This window comes from Nocardia sp. NPDC059229 (genome assembly GCF_042754165.1).
In the GTDB taxonomy this organism is placed as follows: Bacteria; Actinomycetota; Actinomycetes; order Mycobacteriales; family Mycobacteriaceae; genus Nocardia.
This window is the reverse complement of sequence record NZ_JBHZAK010000004.1, coordinates 315,048-331,257: the sequence shown is the minus strand read 5'-3', so window position 1 is coordinate 331,257 and position 16,210 is coordinate 315,048. Positions and strand designations below refer to the sequence as shown.

At 68.9% G+C, this 16,210-nt stretch carries 16 protein-coding genes and 2 tRNA genes; 7 read left to right on the top strand and 11 right to left on the bottom strand.

What is annotated here, in order from left to right:
- Positions 1-195: 195 nt before the first annotated feature.
- Complete coding sequence (locus tag ACFXHE_RS12825; RefSeq protein ID WP_354834694.1) at positions 196-1,032, top strand: phosphoribosylaminoimidazolesuccinocarboxamide synthase; 837 nt, start codon at positions 196-198, stop codon at positions 1,030-1,032.
- Here the strand turns inward: ACFXHE_RS12825 and ACFXHE_RS12820 are convergent.
- On the bottom strand, positions 1,029-1,724 hold the full coding sequence (locus ACFXHE_RS12820) for an NAD(P)H oxidoreductase (RefSeq protein ID WP_379382610.1): 696 nt from the start codon (positions 1,722-1,724) through the stop codon (positions 1,029-1,031). The genes ACFXHE_RS12825 and ACFXHE_RS12820 overlap by 4 nt on opposite strands.
- A gap of 120 nt (positions 1,725-1,844) precedes the next feature.
- Here ACFXHE_RS12820 and ACFXHE_RS12815 point away from each other — a divergent pair, with 120 nt between their 5' ends.
- Positions 1,845-2,798 (top strand): AraC family transcriptional regulator, encoded by a 954-nt coding sequence (locus tag ACFXHE_RS12815; RefSeq protein ID WP_379382608.1) that lies wholly within the window; start codon positions 1,845-1,847, stop codon positions 2,796-2,798.
- A gap of 171 nt (positions 2,799-2,969) precedes the next feature.
- Here the strand turns inward: ACFXHE_RS12815 and ACFXHE_RS12810 are convergent, their stop codons facing one another.
- The 3 genes from ACFXHE_RS12810 to ACFXHE_RS12800 all read right to left on the bottom strand — a co-directional run bounded on the left by ACFXHE_RS12810 (position 2,970) and on the right by ACFXHE_RS12800 (position 5,929).
- Positions 2,970-4,226, bottom strand: a complete 1,257-nt coding sequence (locus ACFXHE_RS12810) for an RNA polymerase sigma factor (protein WP_379382606.1) — start codon at positions 4,224-4,226, stop codon at positions 2,970-2,972.
- Complete coding sequence (locus tag ACFXHE_RS12805) at positions 4,226-4,627, bottom strand: YciI family protein (RefSeq protein WP_354834706.1); 402 nt, start codon at positions 4,625-4,627, stop codon at positions 4,226-4,228. The genes ACFXHE_RS12810 and ACFXHE_RS12805 overlap by 1 nt, the downstream gene beginning before the upstream one ends.
- 105 nt (positions 4,628-4,732) lie before the next feature.
- The gene (locus tag ACFXHE_RS12800; RefSeq protein WP_379382604.1) at positions 4,733-5,929 is read right to left on the bottom strand and encodes an NAD(P)/FAD-dependent oxidoreductase; all 1,197 of its coding nucleotides are present in this window, start codon (positions 5,927-5,929) and stop codon (positions 4,733-4,735) included.
- 169 nt (positions 5,930-6,098) lie between these two features.
- Between ACFXHE_RS12800 and ACFXHE_RS12795 the strand changes: the two genes are divergently transcribed.
- The gene (locus ACFXHE_RS12795) at positions 6,099-6,746 is read left to right on the top strand and encodes a DsbA family protein (RefSeq protein WP_379382602.1); all 648 of its coding nucleotides are present in this window, start codon (positions 6,099-6,101) and stop codon (positions 6,744-6,746) included.
- 181 nt (positions 6,747-6,927) lie between these two features.
- On the opposite strand, the gene ACFXHE_RS12790 is transcribed toward ACFXHE_RS12795, so the two are convergent.
- Complete coding sequence (locus tag ACFXHE_RS12790) at positions 6,928-7,941, bottom strand: M48 family metallopeptidase (RefSeq protein WP_379382849.1); 1,014 nt, start codon at positions 7,939-7,941, stop codon at positions 6,928-6,930.
- A 238-nt stretch (positions 7,942-8,179) separates the two neighbouring features.
- Between ACFXHE_RS12790 and ACFXHE_RS12785 the strand changes: the two genes are divergently transcribed.
- Both ACFXHE_RS12785 and ACFXHE_RS12780 read left to right on the top strand, forming a co-directional pair.
- A complete protein-coding gene (locus ACFXHE_RS12785; RefSeq protein ID WP_040860227.1) occupies positions 8,180-8,650 on the top strand; it encodes a ribose-5-phosphate isomerase in 471 nt (156 codons plus the stop codon).
- 3 nt (positions 8,651-8,653) lie between these two features.
- Positions 8,654-9,466, top strand: a complete 813-nt coding sequence (locus ACFXHE_RS12780) for an Fpg/Nei family DNA glycosylase (protein ID WP_379382600.1) — start codon at positions 8,654-8,656, stop codon at positions 9,464-9,466.
- Positions 9,467-9,566: 100 nt separating this feature from the next.
- Here the strand turns inward: ACFXHE_RS12780 and ACFXHE_RS12775 are convergent, their stop codons facing one another.
- Positions 9,567-10,460 (bottom strand): NAD(P)H-binding protein, encoded by an 894-nt coding sequence (locus ACFXHE_RS12775; protein WP_379382598.1) that lies wholly within the window; start codon positions 10,458-10,460, stop codon positions 9,567-9,569.
- Positions 10,461-10,527: 67 nt separating this feature from the next.
- Here ACFXHE_RS12775 and ACFXHE_RS12770 point away from each other — a divergent pair, with 67 nt between their 5' ends.
- Positions 10,528-11,334, top strand: a complete 807-nt coding sequence (locus ACFXHE_RS12770; RefSeq protein ID WP_379382596.1) for a LysR family transcriptional regulator — start codon at positions 10,528-10,530, stop codon at positions 11,332-11,334.
- Positions 11,335-11,503: 169 nt separating this feature from the next.
- On the opposite strand, the gene ACFXHE_RS12765 is transcribed toward ACFXHE_RS12770, so the two are convergent.
- The 5 genes from ACFXHE_RS12765 to ACFXHE_RS12745 all read right to left on the bottom strand — a co-directional run bounded on the left by ACFXHE_RS12765 (position 11,504) and on the right by ACFXHE_RS12745 (position 14,719).
- Positions 11,504-12,790, bottom strand: a complete 1,287-nt coding sequence (locus ACFXHE_RS12765) for a glycosyltransferase family 87 protein (protein WP_379382595.1) — start codon at positions 12,788-12,790, stop codon at positions 11,504-11,506.
- 61 nt (positions 12,791-12,851) lie between these two features.
- Positions 12,852-14,174, bottom strand: coding sequence for a phosphatase PAP2 family protein (locus tag ACFXHE_RS12760; protein WP_379382847.1), 1,323 nt, complete (start codon positions 14,172-14,174; stop codon positions 12,852-12,854).
- Between the two features lie 168 nt (positions 14,175-14,342).
- Positions 14,343-14,510, bottom strand: a complete 168-nt coding sequence (locus ACFXHE_RS12755) for a hypothetical protein (protein WP_379382593.1) — start codon at positions 14,508-14,510, stop codon at positions 14,343-14,345.
- Between the two features lie 23 nt (positions 14,511-14,533).
- Positions 14,534-14,610, bottom strand: a tRNA-Pro gene (locus ACFXHE_RS12750).
- A gap of 38 nt (positions 14,611-14,648) precedes the next feature.
- Positions 14,649-14,719, bottom strand: a tRNA-Gly gene (locus ACFXHE_RS12745).
- Between the two features lie 394 nt (positions 14,720-15,113).
- Between ACFXHE_RS12745 and ACFXHE_RS12740 the strand changes: the two genes are divergently transcribed.
- Complete coding sequence (locus ACFXHE_RS12740) at positions 15,114-16,127, top strand: diguanylate cyclase domain-containing protein (protein WP_379382592.1); 1,014 nt, start codon at positions 15,114-15,116, stop codon at positions 16,125-16,127.
- Positions 16,128-16,210 lie beyond the last annotated feature (83 nt).

Here is a 16,210-nt window from a genome sequence, read left to right as displayed (position 1 = left end):
CGGCCTTGTGCAGCCCCTATCCCTCCGGGTCGGGGGCCGGGGTGGGGGGGGCGCCGGGGTGGGCGTTGACCGCCGCCCCGCGCGGGCCGGTTGCTCCAGGTCGACTGCGATCGGGCGTTCGACCGGGCGTCGAGGCGGACGGTGCCCGTCGGTAAGCTCTGCGGCGGCAGCAATCGCCCAGCACGAGGAGGACCGTTGAAGCACATCCACGCCGGTAAGGTGCGCGACCTGTACGAGGACGGCGATTCGCTGATCCTGGTCGCATCCGACCGGGTGTCGGTGTACGACGTGGTGCTGCCGACCCCGATTCCGGACAAGGGCGCGCTGCTCACCCAGCTGTCCAACTGGTGGTTCGGGTTCTTCTCCGATGTGCCCAACCACATTCTGTCCACCACCGATGTGCCCGCCGAGTTCGCGGGCCGCGGGGTGCGGGTCAAGCCGCTGAAGATGCTGAAGGTGGAGTGCATCGCGCGCGGCTACCTGACCGGCGGCGGCCTGGCCGAATACCAGCGTTCCGGCACCGTGTCCGGTATCGCGCTGCCGCCCGGCCTGCGTGACGGCGACAAGCTACCCGAACCCATCTTCACCCCCACCACCAAGGCAGACGCCGGGCACGACGAGCCCATCAGCTTCGCGGACGTGGTGAACCAGGAGGGCAGGGAGGTCGCCGAGCAGCTGCGCGACCTGACCCTCGAGATCTATGCCCGGGGCGCCGAGCACGCCGCCGCGCGCGGGGTCATCATTGCCGACACGAAGATCGAACTCGGTTGGGACGGCGACGTTCTCACCGTCGGCGACGAGGTGCTGACGTCGGACTCGTCCCGCTTCTGGCCCGCCGACGACTATGAGCCCGGCCGCCCGCAGAAGTCGTTCGACAAGCAGTTCGTGCGCGACTGGTCCACCTCCACCGGGTGGAACAAGGAGTACCCGGGCCCGGAGATTCCGGCCGAGGTGATCGAGGTGACCCGCCAGAAGTACGTCGCGGCCTACGAGCTCATCACCGGCAATACCTGGAGCGGCGTTCAGGGCTAGGCCGGAACCGCTTCGGCGGCAAGGAAGTTCGTGACGAAGGCGTCGGCCCGGCGCTCCAGCTCGGAGTACTGGGCCACGCGTTCCGCGCCGGCGGTGGCCGCGTCGATGAGGAGCTGCCCGTCGGCGTCGAGGCGCTGGCGGCGCTCCTCCGCATCGGGGAGCAGGCCGACGGCGGAGTACGAGAATCCGCAGTAGTAGGCGATTCCCATATTGAGCTGGCCCTCCAGCGCCTGCTGCATGAAGTCGACGGTCGGATCGCCCGCGGCGACTCCGCCCAGGCCGAGCCACAGCATCCGCTTGCCCGCGAGGCGAGGCTTGCTGCGGCCGTAGGCGAATCCGTAGTTCCACACCCGATCGATCCAGCCCTTGAGCAGCGCGGGGACGCTCGCCCAGTAGACCGGGAAGACGGCGACCACGACGTCGGCGGCCAGGATGCGGTCCATGTGCTCATGGACCTCGGGAGAGTAGGTCTTCTCGCGATTACCCCAGTCGGGTTGGTCGGCCTCGGTCATGCGCGGGTCGAAGCCCTCGGCCCGCAGATCCAGCAGGTCGACGCGGTATCCGGCGGACTCGAGCCGGGCGACGGTCCGGCGGGCGATGTGCGCGCTGAGGGAATCGGATCGGTGATGGGCAACCACGACCAGGCCAGTGCGGATCTGCTGGCCGACCTGGTCGATACCGTTGTGCGACAAGGGGTTTCCTCCTGGATCGAGCGGTAGTGCATTCCGATGGCCTTCAGTACACCGAAATCGACGTGGACGATCCATGGGTAAAGCGCTCCACTGGATAGGAATTCGTCTACCGTCGACGGGGTGGATCCCCTGAGCAAATTGCTGAGTGGTGTTCGAGCCGAGGGCTCGATCGTGACGCACGCGGTCATGCCCGCGCCCTGGATCATCCGCTTCGCCGATCACGCCCCGTTGACTATGGTGACCGTCATGCGCGGCGGCGGCACGCTGCTGCTGCCGGGCGGTGGCAGCCGGCCGCTCGTGGTAGGCGACACCGCGCTGGTGCGCGGACCCGGCGAATTCCGGCTGGTATCAAGCGATGTCGGGAACGGCGCCGCCGCCCGCCCGGGAGTTCGTGATACCGCGCCCACCGAGTACGAGATCGCCTGCTTCCATTCCGATTCCGAGTGCTCCGGACAGGAGCTCACCGGAATCCGGTGGGGCAGTGAGGCCGACGCCACCGCCCTGATGGTCGGGGCCTACCGGACCTCGACGCGCCGCCACGAACGCCTCCTGCGGGCGCTCCCACCGGTCGTGGTGATCAGCGAGGATTTCCAGACCTGCGGCTGGTACGAGTCGGCGGCCGCCGCGGCGGTCGGGCAGAGCGCGGGTTCGCAGGCGATGATGGACCGCCTCTTCGACTGGAGTCTGGTCTGCACGCTGCGCAACTGGTTCGAGCAGGCCGGACCGGAGGCCCCGACCTGGTTCCGCGGTCTGTCCGACCCGATCGTCGGCCCCGCATTGCACGCCATCCACACCGATCCCGGCGCGCCCTGGACCGTCGCCTCGCTGGCCGCCGAGGCGGGAGTCTCCCGCTCCCTGTTCGCCAAGCGCTTCACCGCGGTCCTGGGCCGGCCGCCGCTGAACTACCTCACCGAATCCCGCATGGAAGAGGCCGAGGAACTGCTCACCGACACTGATCTCACCATCGCCCAAATCGCCAAAGCAGTTGGCTACGCAGACCCTTTCGGCTTCTCCGCTGCTTTCAAACGCCACCGCGGGCAGAGCCCCACCGCCTTCCGCGCCACCGCCGCCTGACCTGCAGCGGTACCTGAATATGTGGTGCCGCAGCCTTCTGGCCATGTCACCGCTGGGTAGCGAACGGCCATGGACCCGGGTGCATGCCGCGAGCGCGCCGCGATGGCGCGGAACAATCCGCGCCGCAATGAATCCGCGAGGCGAAACGTCGGCCGCACAACGACGGGTCGGTTACTGGCGGCGGAGGCGGGCGGCGCGGATGGTGAGGTAGTCGCGTTCGGGGAGGCTGGTGGTGTGGCGGGCGGCGGCGGTGTAGGCGGCGATGGCTTCGTCGGGATCGCCGGCCATTTCGTGGAGGTGGCCACGGACGGCGTCGAGGCGGTGGTTGCCCGCGAGCGAGTCGGTGAGGGTGTCGGTGAGGTCCAGGCCCGCCTGGGGTCCGTGGACCATGGCGGTGGCGACCGCGCGGTTGAGGGTGACCATCGGGTTGGGGGACTGGCGTTCGAGGGCGTTGTACAGCAGCAGGATTCGGGGCCAGTCGGTGTCCTCGGGGCGCAGCGCCTGGGCGTGCAGGGCGGCGATCGCGGCCTGGATCTGGTACGGGCCGATGAGGCCGCTGCGCACCGACGCGGTCGCCAGCCGCACGCCCTCGATGATCATTTCGCGATCCCAGAGGCCGCGATCCTGTTCGGCGAGCGGGATCAGTTCGCCGCGGCTTCCGGTGCGCGCCGCCCGCCGGGCATCGGTCAGCAGCAGCAATGCGAGCAACCCGGTGACCTCCGGATCGTCCGGCAGGACGCGGGACAGGGCCCGCGCCAACCGAATCGCCTCGCTCGACAGATCTCCCCGCCGCAGTCGCTCGCCACCACTGGTGTGCCCCTCGGTGTAGATCAGATAGAGCACCCGCAGCACACTGCCGAGCCGCTCATTCCATTCTTCCCGTTGCCCGTTCGACCCCGCGGGCGTGGCGAAGGGCCGCTCCTCGGCCGCCAGGCGCTTCTTGGCCCGCGTAATCCGCTGCGCCATGGTCCTTTCCGGTAGCAGGAAGGCTCGCGCGATCTCCTCGGTGGTGAGCCCGCCCACCGCCCGCAGCGTCAGTGCGATCGCACTCGCGGGCGACAGGGCCGGATGGCAGCACAGGAAGAACAGCGTCAGCGTGTCGTCGCGATCCTCGGCGATGACGGCGTCGGCCGGATCGGGGGCGGCGGCACCGAGTCGTTCGGGATCGCGGATGGCGTTGGCGGCCTCGCGGTTTCGGCGGGCCGACTCGGCGCGGATGGTGTCGATGAGACGCCGTGCGCCGACCTGGATGAGCCAGCCGCGCGGGTTGTCGGGCAGGCCGTCGGCGGGCCACTGGGTGGCAGCGGCGAGCAGGGCCTCCTGGAGGGCGTCCTCGGCGGCGTCGAAGTCGCCGTAGCGGCGGACCAGGGTACCGAGGACCTGCGGCGCGAGGTCGCGCAGCAGGTCCTCGATCGCGGTGTCCGGCATCAGAGATCGGCGGCGGGGGCGCTCATGATCGGGCGGATCTCGATGTACTCGCCGATCGGCTTGCCGCCGGGGCCGGGCGCGGCCGATGCCTTGGCCGCGATCTCGAGCGCGCGGTCCGGGCTGTCGACATCGACGATCCAGAACCCGGCCAGGAACTCCTTGGTCTCGGGGAAGGGCCCGTCGGTGACCACCGGCGCGGAACGGCCGTCGGACGTGACGGTGCGGGCCTGGCCCGGGTCGGCGAGGCCCTGGGCGTCGACGAGTTCGCCGGACTTGGCCAGCTCCTCGCCGAGGGCGCGCTGGAAGTCGATGTGGGCCTGGATCTCCTCGGGCGCCCACTCGTTGATCGGGGTGTCGCAGTAGGCGGCGGCGGAGTAGGTCTTGATCAGGATGTACTTCACGGTCGGCTCCTTTCGTCGGTGCACCCTCGCGGGCGCTCTCGTCCAGAGGTCGGAGCCCAGTACGCCGGGACGACGTACTCCGTACTCCGGATTATATGAGGGTCGTCACAGCTCCTCGGGGTTCACGGCCTCGCCGCTCAGGATCAGCTTCTTGATCTTGTCCTGCACATCCCAGATGTTCACGTTCATCCCCGCCAGCACCCGGTTTCCCGAGTCCAGCCAGTACGCCACGAACTCGCGCTTGCCGAGGTCACCGCGCACCACCACACGCGCCTGCTGCCCGGGCGCCACGTACCCGGTGTACTCCATCCCGAGGTTGTATTGGTCGGTGAAGAAGTAGGGCAGCCGGTCGTACACGGCGGGCTTGCCCAGCATGGTCAACGCCGCGACCGCGGGCTGGTTGAGCGCATTCGCCCAGTGCTCCACCCGGATTCGCTGTCCCAGCACCGGATGCTGCTGATCGGCGATGTCACCGACCGCGACGATATCCGGGTCGCTGGTGGCCAGGCTCTCGTCGACCAGGACGCCGCCGCCGACCGCCAGCCCGGCATCGGCGGCGAGCTCGATATTGGGCCGCGCACCCACGGCGACCAGCACCGCGTCCGCCTCGATATGGGTGCCGTCGTCGAGCCGCACCCCGGTGGCCCGGCCGTCGGCGGTGGTGATCTCGCCGACCTTCACCCCGAGCCGCAGATCCACCCCGTGTGCGCGGTGCAGTTCGGCGAACACCGCGCCCATCTCGGCCCCGAGCGCGGCCTGCAGCGGCACCGATTCCGCCTCCAGCACAGTCACTTCCACACCAGCGGCGCGTGCGGCGGCAGTCACCTCGAGCCCGATCCACCCCCCGCCGATGACGGCCAGTCGCCGCGCGGAGTCGAACATCGCGAGCAGGGCGTCGGACTCCTCGATGGTGCGCAGCACGTGCACCCCCTCGGCGTCCGCGCCGGGCAGCCGCAGCAGCCGCGGCCGCGAACCGGTGGCCAGCGCCAGCTTGTCGTAGGGCAGTGTCGTACCGTCCGGCAGCGCAATGGTTTTGGTGCTGCGATCCAGCGCGGTGACGGTGGTGCCGGGCATCATCTCGATATGGTGGTCGCGATACCACTGCGCCGGATCCACGGTGAAGTCGCTGAGCGCCTGCTTGCCCAGCAGATGCTCCTTGGACAGCGGCGGCCGCTCGTACGGCAGATGATCCTCCGCGCTGACGAGCGTGACCGAACCATCGAAATCATTGGCCCGCAAGGCTTCCGCGAGCTTTGCGGCGGCCAGTCCACCGCCCGCGATGACGAACCTGGATGTGGTCATGCCGAAACCTCCCTGCTAGTACGGTCGGGACCGCCGTCGATGAGGCCGATAGTCCGACCCTAGCCCGGGTGGAGTCGGGCGGAGCGGAAATATCGGCAACAATCGGGGTTGTTGCGCATTGAGTACGGCCCTGCCCTCGGCCGTCGATCGACTGCGAAAGGACTTCCCTGTGAGCGACACCAAGAAGGACCGGGTCGACTTCTGGTTCGACCCGCTGTGCCCGTGGTGCTGGATCACCTCCCGCTGGATCCTCGAGGTCGAGCAGGTACGCGATATCGAGACGCACTTCCACGTGATGAGCCTGTCCGTGCTGAACGAAGGCCGCGAGGGCCTGCCCCCGCAGTACGAGGAGCTGCTCGCGACCGGTTGGGGCCCGGTGCGGGTCGCCATCGCGGCGGCCCAGGATCACGGCGACAAGGTGCTGGCCCCGCTCTACACCGCCATGGGCACCCGCCTGCACAACCGCCGCGCCGAGTACGAGCGCGCGGACGGCTCCCGCGCGGACCTGCTCGCCCAGATCATCGCCGAGTCGCTGGCCGAGGTGGGCCTGCCCGCCGACCTGGCCGAGGCCGCCAAGGGCACCGACTTCGACGAGGCCCTGCGCGCCTCGCACCACGCCGGCATGGACAAAGTCGGCCCGGATGTCGGCACGCCGACCATCCACATCAATGATGTCGCCTTCTTCGGGCCGGTGCTCTCGCGCATCCCGCGTGGGGAGGAGGCGGGCAAGCTGTGGGACGGCGCGGTCGCGCTGGCCGCCTACCCGCACTTCTTCGAGCTCAAGCGGACCCGCACCGAGGATCCCGTCTTCGACTGAGCTCCCCCGCCTCCCCGGGTCTTCAGCGCACGGCCGGGAGCCGTTCACCGGCGGGCCCGCGTGCCTGCGGTGGAGCAGCAGCCCGATTCCCGGCGGTACTCGGGGAGGCACCCTCGCCTCACGAAATGAATTGTGCCGTCACATATTTGGAGACGTCGCCCGATCACGCTGCCGCGAGACGTCATTGCGGCCGGTACTCGTGATATGTGGTGGTATCGCCGTATCCGGGCGGCGGACCGCCGTATCCGCCCGGGTGCGGCGGCTGGTACCCGCCGTAGGGCGGGGCCGCGACCGGACGCTGCGGCACGTCGGGCCGCCAGAACAGCTTGCCGTGGCGGCTGCGGTCGCGCAGCGCCCACATGCGCCAGGTCAAGACCGGATGACTGGACATGGCGTTCACGATCCAGACGAAGAAGCCCTTCTCCTGGGCCGCCCGGTCGGCCATCTCGTCGAAGCCGACCAGATTGTTCAGGTACTTGCCGCCCGCCAGCGTCTGCATGGCCGGGGGCGCGCCCTGCGGCCGGTTGCAGAAGCCGTGATTGTCGGCGGTGTACTCCTGGGAGCGGATCAGCGAGCTGCCCAGGATCGGCAGGAACGGCGCCATGAACATGCCCAGCTGCCGCCAGTACGAGACGTGCCCGGCCGCGATGTGCCCGACCTCGTGGCCGATGATGAAGGCCAGCGCCTCGGGATTGCGTGCCGCGCCGCCGATTTCGAACAGATCGCTGTACACCACCACGTAGCGGCGGAAGCCGTGCCCGGAGGCGAACGCATTGATCTGGCCGTTGCCCAGCACCACGTAGGCGTCGGGCACCTTCGGCATACCGAACCGGGCCGCGGCCTCCTGCACCATGCGATAGCCCTCGGGGAACTGGGTCGGCGACATCTTCACGCCGTTGACCCGCTGGGTCGCGTAGTTCAGACCGCGGCCCAGGTAGACCAGCAGCGGCGCGAACACCGCGGCCAGCACCAGTTGACCGGCATAGCCGGACACCAGCAGCAGTAGCGCGAACAGATACGCCAGCACGGTGGCCACGATCACGACCACCAGCAGCGGGATCTCCCAGCTGTGCCGTGCCGGCATCCCGAACGGGGACAGGCCCCGGGTCTGCTGCACCACCGGCGGCTGGGGCGGCGAATACGGTTGCTGCGGAGCCCATCCCGGCGGGCCCAGCCGCGGATCCCATCCGGTCATGCCGGTCACGGGGTTCCAGGCCGGACTGCTTCCGGCGGTCGGCGGTCCCGGTAGGCCGCCAGCGGATTGCCCCCCGTAGGCGTTCGGCGGTTGTGAACTGTCGTCGGACGTCATGCCTGGATAGTACGTTTCACCGGCGTCGACGCGCGGTCGTCGCTGCGGGGCAGCTCACGCGACGGGCTGCGGGGGTGAGAGCCCCGTGCGGACCGGGGGCGGGCGTGCTGACAGAATCGCAGCCATGCGCGTATACCTGGGTGCCGACCATGCCGGCTTCGAACTGAAGAACCACGTCAAGGCTCACCTCGAGGGCCAGGGCCACGATGTCGTCGATTGCGGCGCGCTGGAATACGACGCCCTCGACGACTACCCGGCCTTCTGCATCGAGGCCGCCCGCCGCGTGGTCGCCGAGCCGGGTTCGCTGGGCTTCGTCTTCGGCGGCTCCGGCAATGGCGAGCAGATCGCCGCCAACAAGGTGCCCGGCGCCCGCTGCGCCCTGGGCTGGAGCGTGGAGACCGCGCAGCTCGCCCGCCAGCACAACAACGCCCAGCTGCTCGGCATCGGCGGCCGCATGCACAGCACCGAGGAAGCCCTCGCCATCGTCGACGCCTTCATGACCACCCCGTGGTCCAACGAGGAGCGCCACCAGCGCCGCATCGACATTCTCGCCGAGTACGAGAAGACCGGCGTGCCCCCGGCCCTCCCGAACTGACCTGTGCCCGAAGGCCATACGCTGCACCGCCTGGCGAAGCTACACCACAAGCGCTTCGCCGGCGGTCAGGTCCGAGTCTCCAGCCCGCAGGGGCGATTCGCCGAGGGCGCGGCGCTGATCGACGGCCGGGTGCTGACCCGCGCCGAGGCGTGGGGTAAACACCTGCTCCACCACTATGATTCGGGCGTCACCCTGCACATCCACCTGGGGCTGTACGGCAAGTTCACCGAATCCGCTGTGCCCATGGACGATCCGGTCGGCGAGGTCCGCATGCGCCTGATCGGCGGCGGCCGCACCGGCGACCTGCACGGCACCGACCTGCGCGGCCCAACCGCGTGCGAGATCCTGCTCGACCCCGAGGTCGAAGCGCTCACCTCCCGCCTGGGCCCCGACCCGCTGCGCCGGGACGCCGAACCCGACCGCGCCTGGGACCGCATCCGCCGCTCGCAGCGGCCGATCGGCGCGCTGCTCATGGATCAGAAGATCCTGGCCGGGGTCGGCAATGTCTACCGCGCGGAAGTCCTCTTCCGTCACGGCATCTCGCCCGATCGTCCGGGAACCCAGCTCTCTTACGAAGAGTGGCAGGCGATCTGGTCCGACCTGGTCGACCTGATGAAGGTCGGCGTGCGTCGCGGCAAGATCGTGGTGGTCCGCCCCGAAGACGACCACGGCGCACCGGCTTACGCCAAGGACAAGCCGCGAACCTACGTGTATCGGCGGGCGGGAGATCTGTGCCGTCTGTGTGGCACCACCGTCCTGCATTCGGTGCTGGACGCCCGAAACCTGTTCTGGTGCCCCACCTGTCAGCCCCGCTGAACCCGTCGCGGACCGGAGTGGCACGACCGTCTCGGGCTGGATCCGAATTGGTGTTCCCACCAACGCACGCTCATGGCGAGATCCGCGCGGTTCGGGGTGGTTATGCGCGGACCGCCGGCGCGAGGATCTGTTCGCACCATTCGCGGAAGGTTGTCGGGCTCGTGGTTGCGGCGGTGCGGGGGACGGCGTCGTCGAGGCCGTTGTTCTTGGCGTGCATCATGTCGACGTAGGCGGTCGCGATCGGGTCGCCGATGCCGCGCGCGGTCAGGGTGGCGCGGAAGTCGTCGAGAGATTGCTGCTGGTAACGGATTCGGCGGCCGAGTACCTCGGACATGGTGTGCGCCATCTCGTTCGGTGTCAGGTCCTGCGGGCCCAGTACCGGGACCTCGCCGGTTCCCGTCCAGGAGCGGTCGAGCAGCAGGCGGGCGGCCGCCGCGGCGATATCGCGGGTGGCGACCATCCGCGTCGGGCGGTCGGCGGTCTCGGTGCCGGTGAACACGCCGTCGTCCCGGATCGAAACCGCCTGCCACAGTAGGTTGTCCATGAACGACGGGTTCGCCAGTGCGCGGTAGGCCACGCCCGTGCTCGCGATGAGATCGTCCAGCGCCAGCGATGCCGTCACGTGCCCGGCCCGACCCGCGAGGGGAGTGCCCCGCCCGAGCGACGAGACGCCGACGACGTGCCCGACCCCGTGGGTGGTGAACGCCTTCGCGGCGGCGTGCGTGAATCCGGTGAACACGTCGTCCAGGCTCGGCGCGTCCAGGTCGGGCGGGGCCAGCCAGAAGACCGCGTCCGCGCCGGCGAAGGCCCGGTCCACGACATCGGCATCGCCGTGCGATCCGGTGACGATGTCGACGCGGGCGCGGATCGCCTCCGGGAGCTTCCCGGGATCACGCACGATGACGCGCAATTCTTCACTGCGAGTAGATGTTTCGAGTAGGCGGTCCAGCAGCTGGCTGCCGATCTGGCCGGTGGGGGAGGTGATGACGATCATGCTTCGAGTCTGGTAACGGTTCGTCGCGGCGTCCAAGACCCTTTCCGCGCATTGATACCGTGAGGGTATGGATCTGGATCTGCGCAAGCTCCGCTACTTCGCCGCGGTGGCCGAGCATCGGCACTTCGGCCGGGCGGCGGAGAAGCTCTACATCGCCCAGCCCGTGCTGAGCCGTCAGATCAAGGCTTTCGAGCAGGAATTGGATTGCGCGCTGCTCGTGCGGACCACCCGCACGGTGGAGCTGACCGCCGCCGGACAGCAGCTCTACGAGGAGGCGCAGGGGATTCTCGCTGCCGTCGACGCGGCGGTGCGGCGCGTGCACGATGCCGATCACGGCGTGCGACGCCTGGTGGTCGCCTTCTCGGCCGGACTGTACGTCTCGGAGGCGATCCGGGAATTCTCGACACGGCACCCGGAGGTCGAAACCGATGTCGTGCCCGCACGCTGGTGGGAGCCGGACGCGCCGCTACGGGACAGCCGAGCCCAGATCGGTTACCTCCGGAGGCCTTTCAACGAATCCGGACTGCACACCATCCCCGTCGGCCACGACCCCAGGGTCGCCTGCATGCCCGCCACCCATCCGCTGGCCGCGCGCCGGGAACTCACCCTGGCCGATCTCGACGGCGAGCGAATGCTCGACACCCCGAAACGCCGCACCGCCTCGCTGGAAGAAAAGTTCGAGCTGATCGCCTCCGGCCACGGCATGGCCCTGGTTCCCCGCAGCGTCGCCCGCGCCTACGTGCGCCCCGACCTCGTCCACCGCCCCGTCACCGACGCCCCCAGCGCCGAAACCTGCCTGGCAGTCGCCTCGGACCATCGCGACAAGCTCCTCCGCGAATTCCTCGACATCGCCACCGCAACCCTGCGGTCCTGAACCATGCCGGAATCCGCACGCTACGGACCGCTGGAATTCGCGACCGCACAGGGCATCCGCACCTCCGGGATGATGGCGTTGAAGAACGCCTGAACCTGACCCGGGTCGGAAACGTCGGCAGCGCATCCATTTTCGTCATCCTCGACGAGAGGATGATCGAGGGCATGATCTACGCGGTCCGATCGAGGACGGCGCGGGCCCGCAGCCTGAGCAGCTGCCCGACACCGACGGCGAGCAGGGCCGCGGTGGCGATGATGTAGATGTCGCCCGGAATGTGCTGCCACCACGACCACGCGAGTTCCTGATGCTTGCCATTGGGGACGATGCCCGGGCCGATCAGGAAGAACAGCGCGAAGGCGCTGGTCACCGCGAACGGGGTGACACGTGGATTCGTGGTGGTCCAGGCGGCGGCCGTGATCAGGGCGGGCGCCACCCAGACCCAATGATGAGTCCAGGACACCGGCGAGATCAGCAGCAGGACCGCGGCATTCACGAGCAGTGCGGTCACCGAGAGAATGGTCACCGGGCCCGCCGGGCCGGTCGAGTCCGCGGTGCGGCGTTCGAGGCCGACCAGGTGGTGCATCAGGGCGGCGCCCGCGCAGACCGCCACCACGGCCAGGCCCAGCCAGACCGCGGTGGCCGCGGGGTTCGACAGGCCGAGGCGGAAGACCATGCCCTTGAGGGATTGGTTGCCGACATAGTCGGGGGAGCCGATGCGGTTGGTGTCGGCGATGGCGTGCAGCCAGTAGTCGCGCGATTCCCTTGGGAACAGTACGAATCCGGCGCCGATCACGCCCGCCGCGGTGGCGGCCGCCGTGCCCGCGGCCTTCCAGTCGCGGCGGATGAGGAAGTACAGGACGAAGGCGGCGGGCGTCAGCTTGGTGACCGCGGCGACGCCGATCAGGACGCCCCGCGGCCAGCGGGGCTTCTCGGTCAGGCAGTCGAGGGCGACGGCGGCCATGAGAACGAGGTTGATCTGCCCGAACCACAGTGTGGTGCGGACGGGTTCGACAGCCAGCATGAGCACGACCGCGGTCACACTGAGCGTGAGTTTCGCGCGCGGGTCCAGGTCCGGGCGGACGCGGGAGAGCACCAGCCAGATCGTGACGCCCAGACAGGCCAGCGAACTGGCGGTCACCATGAGCTCGGCCAGCCACAGCGGCATGATGGCGAGCGGGATCATCAGCACCGCCGCGGACGGCGGGTAGGTGAAGGGCAGGTCGGTGTGGCCCGCCACCGGCAGGGTCGGGCCGTACAGGGTGCCGTGCTCCAGCCAGCCCCGGGTGTCGACCCGGTACACCTGCAGGTCGAGGAAACCGTGCATGGCGGAGAAGATCGCCGTGATCGCCACCGACACCAGGATTCCGATCACGATCGGAATGCGGGGCAGGCCCGGGCTGCCCTCCGACTTCAGATTGCGCAGCAAGTTACGTTGCCCCGCCCGCGTAGTGATCATCAGGGAGACAGTAACCCTTTCGGCTGGTGCGCAGGATGTCCGGATTGCATTGGGAGACTGGTTAATCGATGGCAAATCCATCGATCGGGGTTCGGCCGCCCCAGTGCGCCAACCGGCTGCCCGGACGCGCGAACCAGGTCGCGTAGAAGAGGAAGGATACGGCGGCCAGCGCGCCCAGCACGACACCCCCTGCGGGTACCGGATACTCCGCCATGGTTGCCGCCAGGAACCGATAGGACAGCAATAAACCGGCGAGCACCGCCGCGCCGAGCGACACGATCCGGGCCCGGGACAGGTCCCAGCCGCGCTCCGGATCGCGCAGCGCCGACTCCACCGTCAGGCACAGCACCGCGCCCGCCACCAGATCGCTGCCGTAGTGGTAGCCGAAGCCCAGCGTCGCGAGCAGCGTGCACACCAGCCAGAAGGCGCCGGCCCAGCGCAGCCAGCGCGGCGCGGTGCGGGAGTGGATGAACAGGGCCGTGGCCCAGGCGGTGTGCATGGAGGGCATGCAGTTGCGGGCGGTCTCGGAGTCGAACAGCATCGGCTGCGGATCGTGGGTCAGCGCGGGCCAGACCTGCGGCCAGTCACCGATCTCCAGGCCGTGGCCGAGCGGGCCGTAGGCGAAGACCGGACCGACGACGGGGAAGAGCACATAGCCGAGCGGGCCGATCACGCCCAGCACCAGGAAGGTTCGCACCAGGTGGTGCCGCGGCCACGCGCTCGTCGAGACATGGCGCAGCTGCCAGACCGCGACGACCACCGCCGCCACCGGCAGCTGGATGTAGACCACGTGCAGCACGTGCGAGGGCACCGGGCCCAACGCCTCGAGCGCGCGGCCGACCAGCCATGCCGGTTCGCCCAGCGCCTGGTCGGCCAGCTGGACGTACTGATCGAGCACGCGGGGTCCGGCGACGATGCTGACCATCAGCCAGGTGTCGGCGAGCTTGGAGGCCATGACCAGCAGCACGCCGAAGGCGATGGCCTGCAGGGCGGTTCGGCGACGCTCGCCCTCCCAGCGGAGCACGACCACGGTCAGGGCGGTCAGGGCCAGCGTCGGTCCGGTGCCGATCGATATGTGCCAGCCGCAGGCCGCTTGCAGAGCCAAGGTCAACAGGTCCAGCACCGCGGCGGCAACCAAGCTGAATACCCGGACCCGGGTGGGCACCCCGATGCACGCCAGCCCCAGTCCGGCCCATGAAACGGCCGCCGACTGCGGGTTCGCGAAGTAGTCGTCGATCAGGCTGCGGAGCGGGCCCATCACCCCGTGTGCCGACGCCCATACCTGCGCGACGGTCAGCAACACCACCGCCACGCCCAGCCCGGCGGCCGGGAGGAGCCGAGAACGAGTCCCGGTGCCGGACAGCACCGAGCTGGAAACGTTCATCTTGTGGTCGACCAGCACTGTAAATCGATAACACAGCGCAAACGGAGGCACAACATCCGGTTACCGGAATCCCATTTTCGGGCGGGTCCGGCGTGTGCGATGCCATAGTGTCGCCCGCCGATCGCGCGGCGCGTGTTCGCCGCCGGTTCGGGCGACGCCACGGGTTGATCACCAGGGCTGCCCGTTCACCTGGGACGGGTCCGGAGGCAGCGGAATCGTGGATCGATCACCGGTGAACGGATTCCGGCGGGCATCGAGGTGGACGCTGACCACGCAGGGTGCGAGGACCGTAACGCGCTGCGCCGCATGGCCATTGCCCGCGGTGAGCGGTGACATCCGTGGTGGTGCGAATCGAAAGATGGTCGGGGTGACAGGATTTGAACCTGCGACCCTCCGCTCCCAAAGCGGATGCGCTACCAAGCTGCGCTACACCCCGTTGCGCGTCGAACTCGACGCTCCCGCTGAACGGGAAAGAGCGGGTGACGGGAATCGAACCCGCACCATCAGCTTGGAAGGCTGAGGTTCTACCATTGAACTACACCCGCAACGACCGCATCCATGGATGCCGTGTGCGTTGAGCACTGTACCGAACCTCACTCCTGGAATGCCAATCAGGTGCCGTTGCCGCATGTCGCGGCTGGTAGGACGAGTCGTTCGGCGAGTCGCCGAAGACCCGCCGAAATTGGGTGTAACACCGGGGCCTCACCAGCGATGAGACATCCGATCGCCATTCGCGAGGCAGCGGGAACCTGTTCTGAATCAGGGGTTTTCGATGTCGGGTGGCTTGCTAGGATCCTTTTTGTCCGGACGGGGGTATCTGGAAAGGGGGCGGTGAGCATGCACCACTGGTGTGGCCGACCGCGTAGTAGTGAGTTCGATCCGAAGGGCGTGACCGGCGTGGCGGCCGGTCCTGGCATCTTCTGCGTCGGGTGAGCGCGCATGTCCATCCGTCTCGACACCCGAACCTCCGCCATTGTGGCGGCGACCATCCGCGAATGGGTGCGGGCAGTGCACCCCGGCGCGAGCAACGCCGCGCTGGGCCAGGCGCCTGCGGTTCCCTCCGATGAACTCGAGCGCATCTTCGGCCGGATCATCGACGATCTGCTGGAATTGGCCGGGTCCGAACCGTTTCCGGTGAAGGCCGCCCGCCGCATCGGCCGCAGTCTGGCCGAGTCGCCGTTCGAACGCACCCGCATGCTCGCCCCCGCCAGCCGCGCGCTGCTGGGGCTCTCGCCGGGCCAGCGCGGTTCGCTGATCGCCACCCGCTGGTCGTTCATCGCCAGCCAGGCCATCGACGCCTATGCCGAGGCGCTGCAGCAGCGCGCCCTGGCCCAGCAGGAACGCAGTCTCTCGGAGGCGGTGTCGGTGCGGGTGCAGGAGATCGCGGCACTGCAGACCCGGCTGCGGCACGAGGCCACGCACGACGCTCTCACCGATCTGGCCAATCGCTCACTGCTGCAGGAGCGGGTCCGGGTGATGTCCACCGATCCGGCGCGCGGGGTGGGGCTGCTGCTCATCGATCTGGACGACTTCAAGGTGATCAACGACACCTACGGCCACACGGTCGGCGACGAGGTACTGGTCACCATTGCCCAGCGGCTGCGCTCGACCTGCCCGCCCGACACCGTGATCTCGCGCTACGGCGGCGACGAATTCGTGGTCGCACTGCCGTCCCGCCGCAATACCCTGGGCGAGCTGGCCATGCGGGTGCTGGCCGCGCTGTGCGAGCCGGTGCCCACGGCGGCCGGTCCGGTCCCGGCGTCGGCGAGTGTGGGCACGGCGTTCTGTCCGCCCGGACGGGAGTGCGACTTCTCCGATCTGCTGCGCAGCGCCGACCGGGCCATGTATTCGGCGAAAACGGCGGGCAAACGTCAGTTCGCGGTGTCGGAGCTGGACGAAGAGGAGGTTGATCCAGGTCGCCGTAACTCGCGTTTTGCCGCGGTGGCTGGATAATTCGGGGCTCAGGGAAGCTCGCAGTGAGTAGCAATAGTTCGGCGAATTCTGCCGCGTAGGCTGGTCGCGTGGCTACGGTCGTC